Source organism: Halovivax limisalsi, from assembly GCF_023093535.1.
GTDB classification, from domain to species: domain Archaea; phylum Halobacteriota; class Halobacteria; order Halobacteriales; family Natrialbaceae; genus Halovivax; species Halovivax limisalsi.
Window position 1 is genome coordinate 830,263 of record NZ_CP095757.1, and the last position, 13,976, is coordinate 844,238.

Genomic DNA, 13,976 nt, shown 5'->3' on the forward strand with positions numbered 1-13,976 from the left:
AGCCATTGATGCGTTCGCAGGGAGATGGTCGGTCCGTATTGCCTAACCATTAGAAGGCTCGTCGGTATTTGGAGTTGTATGTCTGACGAGGGTGCGTCGAAACCTATTCGGAAGATTGACGATGCCACCTACGACACCCCGCCGCGCGATCCCGCCAGACGCCGACTTCTCGAAGTGAAGCGGTGGGTGCTGTTGGACGCAAATCGAAACACGGTCGCTGGACTCCTGCTCGGTGCGAGTTTCACGGTGATCGTCCTGGTAGGGTCGTTCGGACCAGTCCCCGTTCAGACCTTCTTGACGGACGGAGTCTCGCCAGGAACGGCTCTCGTCGAGCTCTTGAAGGCGATCGTCTCGGTCGTCGTTATCGTTCTCTCGATCAACCAGCTCGTCCTCTCACCCGGATTAGGATCTGTTGGTGATCAACGGGAGCGCTTCGACGAGTCGATAAAGTTGCGGCAGCAAGTGGAAGCCCACACCGGAACGAAAGTCAGTCCCGTCTCCCCTGCAACGTTTCTAGCGGCTCTCTTGGAGGCGATTATCGACCAGGCGAACCACATCGATGAGGTGTCCTCTCGTACCGGTGACCCGGTATTACAGGACAGAACCGACGAGTTTACGAATGCGGTTACCCGTGAAGCGCGAATCGTTAGTGAGCTACTCTCGTCCAGCCATTTCGGACGGTTCGAAGTGGTTTCTGCGGTGTTACGGTTCGCGACCTCCGAGAAGGTTCGGTCCCTCCGAGGGATACAGCGGACCCGCGACGAACCGCTTTCGGAATCGCTATCGGAGGCGGTTGACGAGATGAACGAACTCCTCGAACTGTTCACCGTTTCTCGGGAGTACCTGAAAACGATCTACATCCGCCAGGAGTACATCAGTCTCTCCGAGGCGCTCTTGTACACCGGCTTGCCGGCCATCCTCATCACGTATTGTACGGCCCAAATTTATGCTCCGTCCGTCTTTCCCGGACAGATATTCGGCCTCGAAAAGCAACTCCTGTTCGTCAGCGGAGCGATTTCGATCGCACTCACTCCGTTCGTACTGCTCATCTCGTACGTATTTCGACTGGCTGCACTGTCGCGCTCGACGCTCTTCATCGGTCCATTTGATGCTCGACGGCCCGACGACGATCGGGAGGTGGTCGATCACGATCGGCAAATTTAGCCTCCGAACCGGAAACTGAATTTCCAGGCACCCGCGAGAGACTCTCACACGGTTGTCGATGAAAGACGATCCCCATTGCGGATCTGAACGCTTCGCGCGATGGTCACAACCTTCGGCGAACGACTGGTCTCGATAGGTTTCGACGAGCGTCCTTCGGAAGCCCAGAACGGAGTCGATTCGGCCGCGACAGCACCGCGGGGCGTGCCCCCGTGGAAGCGGCGTCAACTCACATCGCCTACCCCGCCGCAGCCACCCTACCCCGGCAGAAACGGGCGCAACGGAGCCCGGAACCACGGAGCGGCCCGTCACCGCACGATCGACGCCGCTCACCCGAGCCGCTCGCGGAGGAGGCGCCGGTATGCCGCCGCGGCTTCGTCGACCTGGGCGGCCGTCGCGCCCGGCATCGCCATGTCGGTCACCAGATCGAGGTGGTTCATCGCCCTGACCAGGGCGAGCAGTTCGTAGGCCGATCGGTGCCGGTGGTACCGGTCGACATCGACAGTCCGGCCGCCCGCTCGATAGCCTTCGAGCAGCGCCTCCCTGATCGCCCGTCGGCGATCCGGCGCGGACGGATGGATCGACCAGGGACCCAGCGAGAGGTTGGCCGCGACGCAGCCAAGATCGTAGATCGGGGGCACCGAGAGGGTGAACGCCCAGTCGATCACGCCGGTGAGCGCGCCCGTTTCGGGGTCCAGCAGGACGTTGTGGAGGCCGTGGTCGATCCGGCCGAGCACCGGGTCGAACGGTCCGTCAAGCGATTCGAGACGGTCGCGGATCGTCGGACGAATCTCTCCGGTCAGGTCGCCGAACCGCGTCGATTCGTGCCGCTCGAGCGCGTCTTCGGTCCACCTTCGGACGACGGCGGGCCACTCCGCGCTCGCGACGTCCGACCGCCCCTGCAGGTCGGTGACGGTCAACTGGGTCGCGCCGACGGACGGGCGATCCCCGTCGAGGGACTGCGACTGCGCGATATCGACCTGGCCGTACCCCGCCGGCCCGTCCAGCTCGTGGAGTTCGGCGAGGTATCGTCCCGTCCCCCGTGCCAGCCGCTCGACCACCGGACCGGACAGCTCCCCGATCCGGCGCTTCGGGATCCGCTCGCCCGCGACGGTCTCCATCACGAAGAACGGAGCGGGGAGCGTCGGGTGGGAATCGACGGCGCCGACGACGGCGGGAACCGGGATCGACGTCCGGTCGTCGACGAGCGCCAGCAACCGCGCTTCCGTGTCGATGCCGTGCCGGTCGCCGTCGGGCGACGCTTTCAGCACCCAGTCGCGGGAGCCGCCCGGCGTTTCGACGACGAGCTGATAGACCGGGAGGTGGCCGCTCTCGGCCGGCGTCGCCTCGCGAACGGTCGCGTCCGGCTCGATGGCGGCGATCATCCGCGAGATGGTCTCCAAGGGAATCGTTCGGTCGTCGGTCATCGTCACCGCGTTGGATACGGTGGGATACAAGCCCCGGGGAACGTGATCGTCCGAAGTCCATTTCCACTCAACGGTCGGACCGACTCCTCCGTCGGAAGCCGCACGGATCCCTACGCGAAGGCAACGTCGGAGTCGTCGCTCGGCGCCGGCGTCACCCGGATGTCGATATCCACGCGATCGTACCAGACTGTCGGCTTCTTCGACCGTCCGTCGCTTTCGAGTTCGACGAGGCCGATCGCTTCCAGCCGATTCAGTGCCGTCGAGACGGGTTTGCCGTCACGGTCGACCAGCCGTGCGAACTCGCGAACGCTCTCGAGTTCCTCGGTGGCGATCGTCCGGACGAGTTCGAGATGCTTCGCGCTCGGCACCCGTTCGAGGGTCTCTTCGTCCGGGAGACTGAGGACGTATCGTCTTCCACGTCCGCATCTCCCTCGGGTTCGCGGACGTCTTCGAGGGCTGCCTCGAAGAAGTCCGTGGTCGGTTCGACCGCGATATGTAGCGCGTTCGTGATCATGGATCAGGTGAAGCGTGGTCGGGAAGTTCGTCCACGCGTTCACGACCGGCCGGTCAGACGGTACGCGATTGCCACCCGTTCCACGGCCGACTCAGCTCCGAACTACCGCGTCGCTTCGAACTCCAGCATCCCGAGCGCGGCCAGACAGTCCGAACAGATCCGCTTCTCCGAATCCCGATACCGATCGACGAGGGTGCCCTGATGAAACGCACGAAGGCGCACCCAGTGATCGTCGGTCAACCCCGCTCCGCAGCGCTCGCAGTCGGGGTCCCGCGAGGGCGCGCCGGCGTCGTATCGCCCCATCACGCACCCTCCAGCGGACCGAATCGAAGATATAGCTCCACGATCGGCGTAGAATCCAAGACGAATTCGGGACGGAGATTCGACTGACGATACCACAGGCGGGCGAGACCTTTTTGCCTCAGTGGTCTGTTTGCAAGCATGGTGGACAAATCCCTCTCCGGGATTTGGAAGCCACGTCTCGGGTGGTCCAAGCACCCGGGACATTTCTAGTCGCGTGTCCCCGCGCGAGCGATGGAGCGCGTGGCTTCCGTTCGGTCAGTCTACACGAATGGCTATTAAATTATCTGATCGGTGTCGGAATCAACCGGTCGTTGACTCGATCGCCCATCACCGTATCGGGCGCCCACGTGTCCGGGGAGGCGTCATCTCCGTGGTCGTCGGCCGACGCGCCGCCGGTAGCTCACCGCGACGCCACCGGTACCGAAGACGGATGACCGGGCGGCGACCCGACACGCTCCGACCGCACGGCCCGAACGGGTGACCTCCCGTCGAACCAGCCTACCGACTGAACTCGACCCAGGGGGTGTCCGGATCGTCGTCGCCCGCCTCGTTCGCGGGTACGTGGACGGTGTAGGAGTAGCTCGAGTCGATCATGCCGTCGACGGGGTTCCCGCAGGCGTCTTCCTCGTGGAACCCGATCTGGTGCCAGACGTCCAGATCCAGGGATTCGCCGGCCGGGACCGTCACCTCGAAATCGTGGTAGTGACCGGCCAGGCCCCACCCGCCGACCTGCGATTCGGTCTCCATGTACGTCCGGAACCCGTCCCCGCCGTCGAGATCGCGCGCGACGTACTGGTCGGCTTCGTCCTGGAGCGTATCGAGGAACGTCGCCGCCGAGTATCCCACGCCGAGGATCGGCCAGGTCACCGACGACGAAACCAGGCCGACGGTCCCGATCCCCAGCGCGCCGAAGGCCGTCACGCTGTCCCAGTGATCGAACTCGGAGCGTTCGATCTGGTCGTAGACGTCGGCCGCCGTATCGAGGCGATCCTTCGCCTCCGCGTACGTGTCGGGCGTCGGCTTGTTCTCGCCGTAGTGGTACTCCTCGATCAGCTCGTCCACGCGATAGGCCGGGAGGCCGAACCCGAACGACTGGGCGGTATCGACCGTGTCCTCCCCACACTCGGTATCGGCGCTACTCGCCTGGGCCTCGCACGTGTGATCGCGAATGTACGCTGCCGCACCCGGCCCGAACTGGTCCGAATCACGGGCACCGCTCCCGATGCCGTAGAGTACCATCCGGTGTTCGAACTGATCGGTCCCCGAACACCCCGTGCCGCCCGGTTGACTGTCGATCGCGACGAACCCGAGGTTGTACGCGACGCCGTTGTCAGCGGCCGTGCACGGACCGTTGCCGTCCCCGTGTCGCCAGGTGTGTTCGTCGGCCTTGTTTATCGTGTAGTCAGGGTCCGGCGCCGCGGCCGTCGACGCCGCCGACCGTCCGGCCCCCAGTCCGACGACGACGGTGCCGACGGCGGCGGCGCGCTTGAGCGCGGTGCGTCGTCCGAGTTTGGGATCGCGAAGCATCAGTTCCGACGACAATGGCCGATACAAAATATGTGTGGATAGATGGACTTTCGTAACCGACGATTGGCCGGGGTAAGTCGAAAATTTACGCCGACGGCGCGGCGCCGATCGAGCGCGACGACTACCGGAACGGGAGCGTACGCCGCTCCGACGGCGCGTCGGCTCGAAGCGGAACGCGATTGCGCCGTTCTCCCTGGAACGGGCGAGTCGAACTCGCCGAGCGGTCGGGGAGCCGGTCGCTCGCCGACCCGGCACCTGCCGGGCAGGAACTCTTTCCGGACGGGCGACTCCCCCTCCCCATGCGCATTTCAGTTCCCGGCGCGCCGGGCGTCTACTACGACACCGACGCGAAATCGAGCATCGCGAGCACCGTCCTCACCGCGGCGGGGCGAAAGGCGCCGAAACCGCAGGGCTACGCGGTCCAGGTGTTGCCGCTGCTGTGGTCGATCGACGTCGACCTGCGGGAGGTGCCCACCGACCACCCGCTGCAGTATCTTCACCCCGAAGGGGCCCACAGCATCGAGGAGTTCACCACCGGACGCGTCACCGGCCGCGGGATCAGCGCCGAGTTCGAACGCCTGTGGCAGTTCGCCTGGCTGATCGAACGCGAGACCGAGCGCGGTCTCGACGGTCTCGTCGGCCGCGAGTCGGACGACCCGGAGGGAACGAAGATCGAGATCCAGACCGGGTCCGATTCGGCGAACGGATCCGAGTCGGACGGTCCCGCCGAGACCGGTGATGGCCCCGCACACGAGGATACCGAGTTCGGCGACGAACCCGAAATCGACGACGAACGGTTCGACGATACGAGCGCCGACTGATCGGTCGGCCCTCACGCGGTCGGCAGGCGGACCGCGACGACGCTGCCGTTCGACTCGTCGGTCGCGTACGAAAGGCGGCCGTCGAACTCGTCGACGATCCACCTGGTGAGCAACAGTCCCATGCCGCTGCCGTGGCGCACTTGCGAGGGCTCCTTGCGCACCTCCTCGGTGACCATCTTCCACTCGTCGGGCGAGATGCCGACGCCGTTGTCCGCGACCTCGAGACGGGCGCGACCGTCGCGCTCGGAGACCCGGAGGTCGACGCGCGGCGTCGCCGCGGTGTTGTGCTCGAGCCCGTTCTCGACGAGTTGCGCGAGCGCGATCGAGAGGCGGTCGTCCGCCGCGACGACCACCGAGTCCTCGACCGCCGTCACGATCGACGCGTCCGGGTAGCGCTCCCTGAATCGCTCGGCGATGGCCTGGACGGCCCGACCCAGCGTGAGCGTGTCGTCGCCGGCCGTCGGGTGGAGGATCAGGTCGACCATCTGCTTTGCCTTCTCGCTGGTCGAGAGCAGGTTCTCAGCGGCGGCGTCTATCTTCGCCGCGTACTCGACGGTATCCTCGTCGGTCAGTCCGTCCGAGAGCGTGTCGGCGTAGCCGCGGATCACGTTGAGGTCGTTGCGGATGTTGTGCCGGAGCAGTCGGTGGAGGACCCGGACCAGCCGCTCGCGCTCTTTGAACGCCGTAATGTCGCGCCCCTCGGGAACGAGGAAGGTGAGCTCGCCGTCGTCGTTCGTGATCGGCCGGATCGAGAAGTCGATCACGGACTGGCCGTCCGCGCCCTGGACGGCGAGTTCGTCACGATACGGCTGGCCGCCGAGGACGCGCTCGTAGCCCGCCAGCATCGATCGTCGATCCGCCTCGTCGGGGAAGTCGAGCGCGTCCCAGAGCGGCGTGCCGACGACGGCCGAGCGATCGGCGCCCATGAACTGCAAGCTCGCCTCGTTCAACTCGATGATCGTGCCGTCGGGATTCAGTAACCCCGTGAACTGGTAGGTGTTGTTGAACACCGCCTCGAACCGCCGCTGGCGCTCGAGGCGAGCCGAGACGTCGCGTCCGACGCCGACCAGTTCGCGGTGGGTGCCGTCGTCGTGGTGCATCAGCGCCCCCGTAAACTCGTAGGGGATCGTCTCGCCCTCGTTCGTCCGAAGCTGAGCCCTGATTTGGATCGACTCGCCGGTTTCGAACACGCGCCGAATGTGTTCGCGGACGGCGTCCCTGTCGGCCGGCGCCACGAATTCGACCGGGGCCATCGATTCGATATCCTCGCTCGTGTAGCCAGTGACCGCCTCGAGTTTGGCGTTCCAGCGAGTCAGCGTTCCCTCCTCGTCGAAGGCGTAGAGCAGGTCGGGCAGTGCCTCGTAGAGCCCCTCCCTGAACGCCCGCTCGTCGCGAAGCGACCGTTCCCGTTCTCGTCGATCTGTAACGTCCTGGATCGCACCGCGGAGCGCGACCACCTCGCCGTCGATCACCTGCGGCACGCCCTTCGTGCGAACCCAGCGAACCTCGTCGTCGGCCGTAACGATCCGGCACTCGATATCGTACGGGTCGGCCTCGTCGATCGCCCGCTCGATCGCGGTCTCGACGGTCTCTCGGTCGCTCGGGTGGAAGCGGTCGAGTGCCGCCTCCAGTGTCGGTTCGAACGCCGGCGAGACGCCGAAGATCCGCTTCACCTGCTCGGTCCAGCGGAGCGTCCCGGTCTCCGTGTCGAACGTCCAGCCGCCGACGTTCGCCACGTCCTGGGTGTAGGCGAAGAGGTCGTTCTGCCGCTCGAGCGTCTGCTCGTAGCGCTTTCGCTGCGTGATGTCGAGAACGAGCCCTTCGAGCGCGACGACGTCGCCGTCCGCGTCGGTGACCGGCTTCCCCCGCTCGAAGACGTGCTTGGATTCGCCGCCGCGCGTCTCGATCCGATAGGTCGTGGTGAACTGACGGTCCGCCTCGATGCTCGCCGCCAGTTCGCGCTCGAGCGTTCCCCGGTCGGCCTCGACCACGAGGTCGCCGTAGTGCACCTCGCCGTCCTCGAACGCCGACGCCGGGTAGCCCGTGAGCCCGCGTACCTCGCCGCCGACGAACGCCATCTCCCACGGCGGTTCCGGTGCACATCGATAGGCGAGCCCGGGGAGATTGTCGACGAACCGCTCGGTGAGAAATCCGGCGGCGTCGGGATCGGTCTCGGACACTGTATGATTGCCTCTACCGGAGATTACCCTCCCTTCTCATAAGCGACACGGCCAACTGCTCAGATCGTGACGGACGCACCACCGTCGACCCGGCCCGCCTCGGCGGTGACGAACGCACCACCGTCGACCCACTCCGGCTCGGCGCCGACCCGCCGCGGTCGGACCGACCCCTCGCCTACCGCGGAACTGGCGGGAGGATGGCGGAGCCGAACCAGAACGCGACGATCGTCGCCATCAGGTCGACGAACGCCTCGTGGGTGCCCGGTTTCGTCACGAACGCGTTCGCGCAGGCCCCGTACGATCGGGTGACGTCGCGATCGCGGTCGGATCCGGTGAGGACGAGTACCGGCAACGTCCGGAGTTGCGGGTCGCGCCTGATCGCGTCGAGCACGGCCTCGCCGTCCTTCCCCGGGAGGTCGAGATCGAGGAGGACGAGATCGGGGCGCGACGGCGGATCGACCGCACTCTCCCGGGAGAGGTGCTGGATCGCGCCGTACCCGTCGTCGACGACGTGCAAGTTCACCTCGCGGTCGAGCGCGTCGAGCGCCGCGTCGACGAGGCGCGCGTCGGCGGGATTGTCCTCCACGAGGAGCATTTCCGGCCGGACGGTCCCGTCCTCGAGTCGCCCCATCCCCTCGGTCACCGCTGGGGGACGCGCTCGGTCGCCGGGGATAGCTCGACGTCGCCCGCCTCGTCGATGCGAATCTCGTATCCCGCGAACTCGAACCGGACGGTGAGCGGTCCGGACGCCGATTCGGCGAGCCGGGAGAGCGCTTCGGGATCGATCGCGTCGTACAGGGGCGGCAGATCCGTCGGCTCGACGCCGGCCTCGTCGGCGACCCGAGAGACGATAGACAGGACACTCCCTTCGCTCGAATCGATTGTGCTTCGATGCGTCATCCACCGGTGTAAACTTCTGCGTTCTACATAAGGGATTCCCTTACTCGGCCGATCAATACGCAATTATCGCGATCACATTGCGCGAATCCGCATTCCTATGGTTGAAGATTACCGCAACACGAGGAGAAGGCCCGCGGCTTCAGCCCCGGGAGGATGTCAACGCAACGGAACGGGAATGTAACGACCGGTGATGCAGCCGGACTCGCCCCGATGCGGGGGCGCACACCGTTCGTCCGAATCATCTCACAACCCGCGGCCGAAGCATCACTCCTCCCGACCGAAGTGATCGAACGGCCGGGTGCGCGTATTTCTGAGGAACCACTCGTCGCTGATGGTACAGCCGATCGATTCGAGATCGCTCGCGGCCGCGGTGATGGCCTCGCTGTCCTGCGCCACGATCTCGACGGCCAGGTTCTCCAGGCCGGAGAGCCGCTCGTTGACGCCGACGACGCCGTCGAGTCCGAGCGCCTCGTCGGCGAGCGCCGCTCGATCCGAGACCGGGACGGTACAGACGAAGACCACGTGCAACTGGTAGTTCGCGTGCTCGTAGTTGATGTGCGGGTAGTAGCCGTCGATCACGCCGTTGGCCTCGAGACGCTCGATGCGATTGCGGACGGTGTTCGGGGCGACGCCGACCGTCTCGGAGATGTCGGCCGCGCTGTTGTTGCGAGCGTCTCGCTGGAGCGCGTGGAGGATCCCCTGATCGACCTCGTCGAGTTCCATACCGTACCCGCCACGAGATCCGGGCAAAAGGGTTTGGTTCCGTTCGATCGGTCGACGGTCCGCGGCGCGTGACCGTCGCCGGTGCGATCACGCCCCACCGATCCGAGCGATCTCCCACCACCGTCGCGCCGGCGCGATCGTGCGTCCACCGACGCCACGCGACGACGCTACAGACGATCACGAGGGCTCGTCCCTGCTACGTCCGCGCGTTCGTTCAGTTCGTAGCTCAGCACTCGTTCCGCGAAGCCGCGAAGCCGTGATCCACACCGCCGTCTCGTTCGGGACGCCCGGTGGTTCCTCGTCGTGGGTGGCACCCGTCAGCGCCGGGCCCCGGTCGATCACGAGCAGCCGGCCGATTCGGAGGAACTGGTCGTCGCCGTGATCGAACCGTCTCGGCCGGGCCGGAGGCGCCACGGAGCGCTTAGACGCCTGGAACCCGGCCGTCAATTCCGACCCGAACGACACCGTTGCGCTGGACGAGAACGCCGAAGCCGAGCAGCGTCACCGCCAGAACGGTATCGTTCGTGCCCCCATTGCTTCTGGTCTCGTCGTCGAGAGTGAACGTGATCGATCGCAGCGTCGCATTCGAGCCGGCGAGTCGGTCGACCGTCTCCTCGGGCACCCCTTGAACGGCACCATCGACGGTGAACGAGAGCACGCCGTAGGTGGGGTCGGCCCCGTTCGGACCGTCGTCGGTCGTCGACTCGAGCGCGGTCGCCTCCGACGGGACCGCGTCGGTACCGGCCGGTTCGATACCGACGTCCGCGTCTTCGAGTCGGAGCGTCGCCGGTCCGGTGAGATCGATCGGAACCGGGCGTTCGTCCTCGACCGTGAGTGTTACCGTCGTCGGTCGCAGGGTCCGCCCTGCCACCGCCGCCATCTTCGATTCGGTTACCGTGAGGTTGCCCTCGGCGACGAACTCGATTCGATCCCGGGACACCGTCTCGATCCGTTCGTCAGTCAGGCGGGCGGTTTCGTGCTCGTCGAACCGAATTGTGAGGCTCATCGACTTGCATTTGGTAGCACACCGCACAGCACCAAATAGCGCCGGGGAAAGCGGCCGGGTGTGACACGTCGACGGGAGGATCGAAGAATCTGATGGGTGCGTTGCAGGCGGCGATATCGGCCGCTTCGTTGGGTCGCGCCCGCTGCTAACCGTCGGCCGTTCTTCGCGGGGGAATGCACCCCGCCGCGCGTCGGCGGCCGCCCCCGGCGGAGGGAACCGAGGACCGGTCGGAGCAACCAACGATAGCGAGTGTCACGAGATGCGGAAGGACTATCACCGCTGGCACCCTGGTTTCTCCAATGCAACCTTCGCAAACAACCGAAGCGAGCGGCCTGTCTACCGTCGTCAACGTCGTGGCGATCACCCTCGGGGCGCTCGTGTCTCTCTTCGGCGTCCTGCTCCTTCCCGCCTCTCTCCTCGGCGGTATCCACGTCGCGGCCATCGGCCTTTCGCTGGCCGCGGCCGGCGTCTTCGGTACCGACTGGGCCCGCGACCGGTGGGAACTATCCTCACCCACCCAGCGGCGACTGGTTGCGGGATTCCTCGCACTGGGTCTCGTCCTCCTGGTCCTCTTCGTCGTGATCAACGGGATGACCGTCGACGGGCCCATGCCGGTCACCGGTACCGAGAGCAGCTCCTGAGTGCGGACCGTTCGTATTCGTGTGGACGATCCGGATCGACTCTCGCAGATTCCGTGCCGTCGGATGCGTTCACTCGCCGGTGGGCCCTGTGAGCCGTTGCCGGGCCAACTGGCGCTCGTACGGCGGCCGCCGGCGGCCTTGCGTGTCCCGGGTCAGGGGTTAGTCGGCGTCGGTGCCACTACCGAATATGGTTATCTCGAAACTCCTCGGCTCGAAGGCGACGCGATCGCTGACGGTCGTCTCGGCGCTCAACCAGGCCCGACGGGCGCTGCAGCGCGGTCGACGACTCCGGGCGGCGGCCTACCTGGGACTGGCAGTCCTCGCCTGGAAGTGGACCGTCATCAGTCTGGCGACGCAGGGCATCCTTCGCGTCGCTCGCGGCGGGACGGAGACGCAGCCGAGTTGAGGTGAGAGGGCCGGTTCAGCGGCGGTTGGATCTGTCGTCGTCCCGTTTCGGATCATTCACGGCTGGTCCCATCGCGGCGGAACCCCGGCGTCAGGGCCCGCCGCCAGCGACCGATCGCTCCACTGTTTCCCGGCTCTGCAACTTTCGGTGTATCGCGTCTGCGGTCCGGCCATTCGATTATTGCACCAGAAACAATACGAAAGTTAGTGACCTGTGGCCGGTCATGGCGAAAGAAAATCACCGCTCGAAACGAGACGAAGCCGACCGACACGAGTCGACCGCCGGAATCACGATCACGAACAACCGTGTGATCCGGTTACTCGTCACGAACAAGGCCGTCCAGCACGCCGTCAACCTGTGTACGGTGGCGATCTTCTTCTATGCGATCTACCGGGCCGCGGTCGGACCCGCGGATGCGGGGGCGAATTTCGGCAGCGTGGTGTTTTTCGACCTCTGGTGGGCGCCCGTGATGGTGTTCAGCCTCCTCTTGCTCGGGCGGATCTGGTGCTACGCGTGCCCGCTCGGAGCGATCGTGCGATTCACGCAGCGGTTCGGGCTGCGACGACACTTCCCGATGTACACCCGCAAACGGGTGGTACTCGGCCTGCCGCTCTCCGTGCTGTCGCTGACCGCGCTGACGTTCGCGATCGCGCGGTGGCCCCTGTACAAGGTCGGGGTGGCGTATACGCCCCGACTCATTCCGGCGTACTGGCTGACGATCCTCGGCGTCGCGGTCGCGGTCAGCCTGGTGTACCGGCGCCAGGCCTTCTGCCGGTACGTCTGCCCCATAACGGGCGTGATGAGCGTCGCCTCGAAGTTCTCGCCGTTCGAGATCGCCCAGAACCGGGCGACCGGCGTCCAGTGTGCCACGCTCGAGTACGAAAGCGACTTCCTGAGCACCGACCGACGGTGTACCGCCTGCATGGCGTGTACGGCCGGCCAGCCCGAGGAGGACGTCGAACTCCGGTTTCGCTGGCCGGGCGCGGCGGTGCTCACGGAGCGAATCCCGCTCGTCGACGAGGCGATCGTCGCGCTCGTCATCTGGGCCGTCTTCCCGATCGACCACGTGCTGGGAGACGCCGTCGAGGAGACCGCGTTCGTCGATAGCCTCCCGGGCTTGCTCACCCCGACCGCGGCGTACCTCGTCAGCATCGCGGCGACGATCCTTGTCTTTACGGCGGTCAACCGGCTGGCGAGCGAGTGGAGCGGGGTCGACTGGACGGCCTCATACACCAAGTTCGGACTGGCGTACGCGCCCCTCGGGCTCATGTTCACGCTCGGGAGTCACGCCATCGGCGGGCTGCTCGAAGACGGCGGGCGCGCGCTGAACGTGTTCTTCGACGGTCTGGGCGTCCCGCTCTCGCTTCCCACGGGCGCGAGCCCGGCGGTCGTCGCCGCCTGGGACGAGTTCGTCCGCACCGGCTGGCTGTGGCTCGCCGTCCTCTGGAGTGCTCTGATCGCCTGGCAGGTGGCGCGGACGATGACCGACTCGACCACCCGGGCGTTGAAGGCGTTCCTGCCGCACCTCGCCCTGATGATCGGCAGCACCGCCGTCGTCGCCGTCGCCCTCGCGTCGCACTGACGCCGTTCTACCGCGATCCGACGAACGGCTCCGTCGAGCGCGCGCCCACGCGACGGTCCGCAATTCCGGTGCGCGCTCAGGGCGCCGACGGCCCCAGCCAGGAGAACACGCCTCATCCCGCGACGCGGTCGGCCACGGACGGTTCGTCCGGGGCGTCGCCGTACTCGTACTCCGCGTCCGGATCCTCGACGCCTTCGGTGCGCGAGCCGACCCAGGCGCCGAGCGAGAGCCCGTAGACGAGGTGGGCGGCGTGAAAGAGCGCCAGCTCGTCCGCGTCGAGCTCGAACCCGAGCAGTTCCTTCAGGAGAAACTGCGAGCCGACGGCCGAGAGGACCATCCCGAAGACCGACCCCCAGAGGAGTCCCCGCTGCTCGGCGCCGATCGCCTCTTCCGCGTCCTGCAGGGCGAAGAGCCCGCCGAAGACCGCGCCGGCGCTCGTCCCGTAGCCGAGGTGTAACAGCAGGCCGGCGAGTTCGTGATCGTCTGGTTCCCCGCCGCCGACGTACGCGGCGTAGAAGTGCGCCGACGGCGGCAACGACCGCAGGATGGGCAATCGGAAGGCGGTCATGATGCACGTCGCGACGAAGCCGGCCTGCAGGCCGCGGACGCTCGCCGCCGCGGCGTGAGCGAGGCGGGAGGACTCCGCGGGCGACTCGCGGCGGGCGACCGTCCGAATGCGACCCGGTACCTTTGCCATACCTCGTTCTCGACGGTCGGGCCCCTAAGGGCCCGGCCTGTCCGTGCCGGCGGCGCCCGACGTCCGGTCGGCGATCTGTCGGCGGATC

The 13,976-nt window shown here is 66.3% G+C and carries 15 protein-coding genes; 5 read left to right on the forward strand and 10 right to left on the reverse strand.

The window, feature by feature from the left end; genetic code table 11:
• Positions 1-78: 78 nt before the first annotated feature.
• Positions 79-1,164 (forward strand): DUF7972 family membrane protein, encoded by a 1,086-nt coding sequence (locus tag MXA07_RS03605; protein ID WP_247730685.1) that lies wholly within the window; start codon positions 79-81, stop codon positions 1,162-1,164.
• Between the two features lie 326 nt (positions 1,165-1,490).
• Here MXA07_RS03605 and MXA07_RS03610 read toward each other — a convergent pair whose 3' ends face one another.
• The 4 genes from MXA07_RS03610 to MXA07_RS03625 all read right to left on the reverse strand — a co-directional run bounded on the left by MXA07_RS03610 (position 1,491) and on the right by MXA07_RS03625 (position 4,932).
• Positions 1,491-2,588 carry a phosphotransferase family protein gene (locus MXA07_RS03610; RefSeq protein ID WP_247730686.1) on the reverse strand — a complete coding sequence of 366 codons (1,098 nt, stop codon included), beginning with the start codon at positions 2,586-2,588 and terminating at the stop codon, positions 1,491-1,493.
• A gap of 110 nt (positions 2,589-2,698) precedes the next feature.
• On the reverse strand, positions 2,699-2,956 hold the full coding sequence (locus MXA07_RS03615; protein WP_247730687.1) for an HVO_A0114 family putative DNA-binding protein: 258 nt from the start codon (positions 2,954-2,956) through the stop codon (positions 2,699-2,701).
• Between the two features lie 248 nt (positions 2,957-3,204).
• Positions 3,205-3,405, reverse strand: a complete 201-nt coding sequence (locus tag MXA07_RS03620; protein WP_247730688.1) for a hypothetical protein — start codon at positions 3,403-3,405, stop codon at positions 3,205-3,207.
• Positions 3,406-3,903: 498 nt separating this feature from the next.
• Entirely contained in the window at positions 3,904-4,932 is a 1,029-nt protein-coding gene (locus tag MXA07_RS03625; RefSeq protein ID WP_247730689.1) for a hypothetical protein, read from the reverse strand.
• Between the two features lie 299 nt (positions 4,933-5,231).
• On the opposite strand from MXA07_RS03625, the gene MXA07_RS03630 reads away from it, so the two are divergent.
• Positions 5,232-5,753 (forward strand): hypothetical protein, encoded by a 522-nt coding sequence (locus tag MXA07_RS03630; protein ID WP_247730690.1) that lies wholly within the window; start codon positions 5,232-5,234, stop codon positions 5,751-5,753.
• Positions 5,754-5,764: 11 nt separating this feature from the next.
• Here MXA07_RS03630 and MXA07_RS03635 read toward each other — a convergent pair whose 3' ends face one another.
• The 5 genes from MXA07_RS03635 to MXA07_RS03655 all read right to left on the reverse strand — a co-directional run bounded on the left by MXA07_RS03635 (position 5,765) and on the right by MXA07_RS03655 (position 10,562).
• Positions 5,765-7,933: a PAS domain-containing protein gene (locus tag MXA07_RS03635; protein WP_247730691.1), complete on the reverse strand. Its 2,169-nt coding sequence runs from the start codon at positions 7,931-7,933 to the stop codon at positions 5,765-5,767.
• A 175-nt stretch (positions 7,934-8,108) separates the two neighbouring features.
• Positions 8,109-8,564 (reverse strand): response regulator, encoded by a 456-nt coding sequence (locus MXA07_RS03640; RefSeq protein WP_247730692.1) that lies wholly within the window; start codon positions 8,562-8,564, stop codon positions 8,109-8,111.
• Positions 8,565-8,572: 8 nt separating this feature from the next.
• Positions 8,573-8,833, reverse strand: a complete 261-nt coding sequence (locus MXA07_RS03645) for a HalOD1 output domain-containing protein (RefSeq protein ID WP_247730693.1) — start codon at positions 8,831-8,833, stop codon at positions 8,573-8,575.
• A 264-nt stretch (positions 8,834-9,097) separates the two neighbouring features.
• Positions 9,098-9,556 (reverse strand): Lrp/AsnC family transcriptional regulator, encoded by a 459-nt coding sequence (locus tag MXA07_RS03650; RefSeq protein ID WP_247730694.1) that lies wholly within the window; start codon positions 9,554-9,556, stop codon positions 9,098-9,100.
• Between the two features lie 421 nt (positions 9,557-9,977).
• Positions 9,978-10,562, reverse strand: a complete 585-nt coding sequence (locus MXA07_RS03655; protein WP_247730695.1) for a hypothetical protein — start codon at positions 10,560-10,562, stop codon at positions 9,978-9,980.
• 299 nt (positions 10,563-10,861) lie between these two features.
• On the opposite strand from MXA07_RS03655, the gene MXA07_RS03660 reads away from it, so the two are divergent.
• From MXA07_RS03660 to MXA07_RS03670, 3 genes are all read left to right on the forward strand, one after another.
• A complete protein-coding gene (locus tag MXA07_RS03660) occupies positions 10,862-11,203 on the forward strand; it encodes a hypothetical protein (RefSeq protein ID WP_247730696.1) in 342 nt (113 codons plus the stop codon).
• 187 nt (positions 11,204-11,390) lie between these two features.
• A complete protein-coding gene (locus MXA07_RS03665; RefSeq protein WP_247730697.1) occupies positions 11,391-11,609 on the forward strand; it encodes a hypothetical protein in 219 nt (72 codons plus the stop codon).
• Between the two features lie 223 nt (positions 11,610-11,832).
• Positions 11,833-13,191 carry a 4Fe-4S binding protein gene (locus MXA07_RS03670; protein ID WP_247730698.1) on the forward strand — a complete coding sequence of 453 codons (1,359 nt, stop codon included), beginning with the start codon at positions 11,833-11,835 and terminating at the stop codon, positions 13,189-13,191.
• A gap of 112 nt (positions 13,192-13,303) precedes the next feature.
• On the opposite strand, the gene MXA07_RS03675 is transcribed toward MXA07_RS03670, so the two are convergent.
• Positions 13,304-13,888 (reverse strand): DUF6789 family protein, encoded by a 585-nt coding sequence (locus tag MXA07_RS03675; RefSeq protein ID WP_247730699.1) that lies wholly within the window; start codon positions 13,886-13,888, stop codon positions 13,304-13,306.
• Positions 13,889-13,976 lie beyond the last annotated feature (88 nt).

Bases quoted from the DNA above. Each gene is read 5' to 3' on its own strand.
- MXA07_RS03605 (WP_247730685.1), top strand. From the start codon at position 79: ATGTCTGACGAGGGTGCGTCGAAACCTATTCGGAAGATTGACGATGCC.
- MXA07_RS03610 (WP_247730686.1), bottom strand. From the start codon at position 2,588: ATGACCGACGACCGAACGATTCCCTTGGAGACCATCTCGCGGATGATC.
- MXA07_RS03620 (WP_247730688.1), bottom strand. From the start codon at position 3,405: ATGGGGCGATACGACGCCGGCGCGCCCTCGCGGGACCCCGACTGCGAG.
- MXA07_RS03625 (WP_247730689.1), bottom strand. From the start codon at position 4,932: ATGCTTCGCGATCCCAAACTCGGACGACGCACCGCGCTCAAGCGCGCC.
- MXA07_RS03630 (WP_247730690.1), top strand. From the start codon at position 5,232: ATGCGCATTTCAGTTCCCGGCGCGCCGGGCGTCTACTACGACACCGAC.
- MXA07_RS03640 (WP_247730692.1), bottom strand. From the start codon at position 8,564: ATGGGGCGACTCGAGGACGGGACCGTCCGGCCGGAAATGCTCCTCGTG.
- MXA07_RS03645 (WP_247730693.1), bottom strand. From the start codon at position 8,833: ATGACGCATCGAAGCACAATCGATTCGAGCGAAGGGAGTGTCCTGTCT.
- MXA07_RS03650 (WP_247730694.1), bottom strand. From the start codon at position 9,556: ATGGAACTCGACGAGGTCGATCAGGGGATCCTCCACGCGCTCCAGCGA.
- MXA07_RS03655 (WP_247730695.1), bottom strand. From the start codon at position 10,562: ATGAGCCTCACAATTCGGTTCGACGAGCACGAAACCGCCCGCCTGACT.
- MXA07_RS03660 (WP_247730696.1), top strand. From the start codon at position 10,862: ATGCAACCTTCGCAAACAACCGAAGCGAGCGGCCTGTCTACCGTCGTC.
- MXA07_RS03665 (WP_247730697.1), top strand. From the start codon at position 11,391: ATGGTTATCTCGAAACTCCTCGGCTCGAAGGCGACGCGATCGCTGACG.
- MXA07_RS03670 (WP_247730698.1), top strand. From the start codon at position 11,833: ATGGCGAAAGAAAATCACCGCTCGAAACGAGACGAAGCCGACCGACAC.
- MXA07_RS03675 (WP_247730699.1), bottom strand. From the start codon at position 13,888: ATGGCAAAGGTACCGGGTCGCATTCGGACGGTCGCCCGCCGCGAGTCG.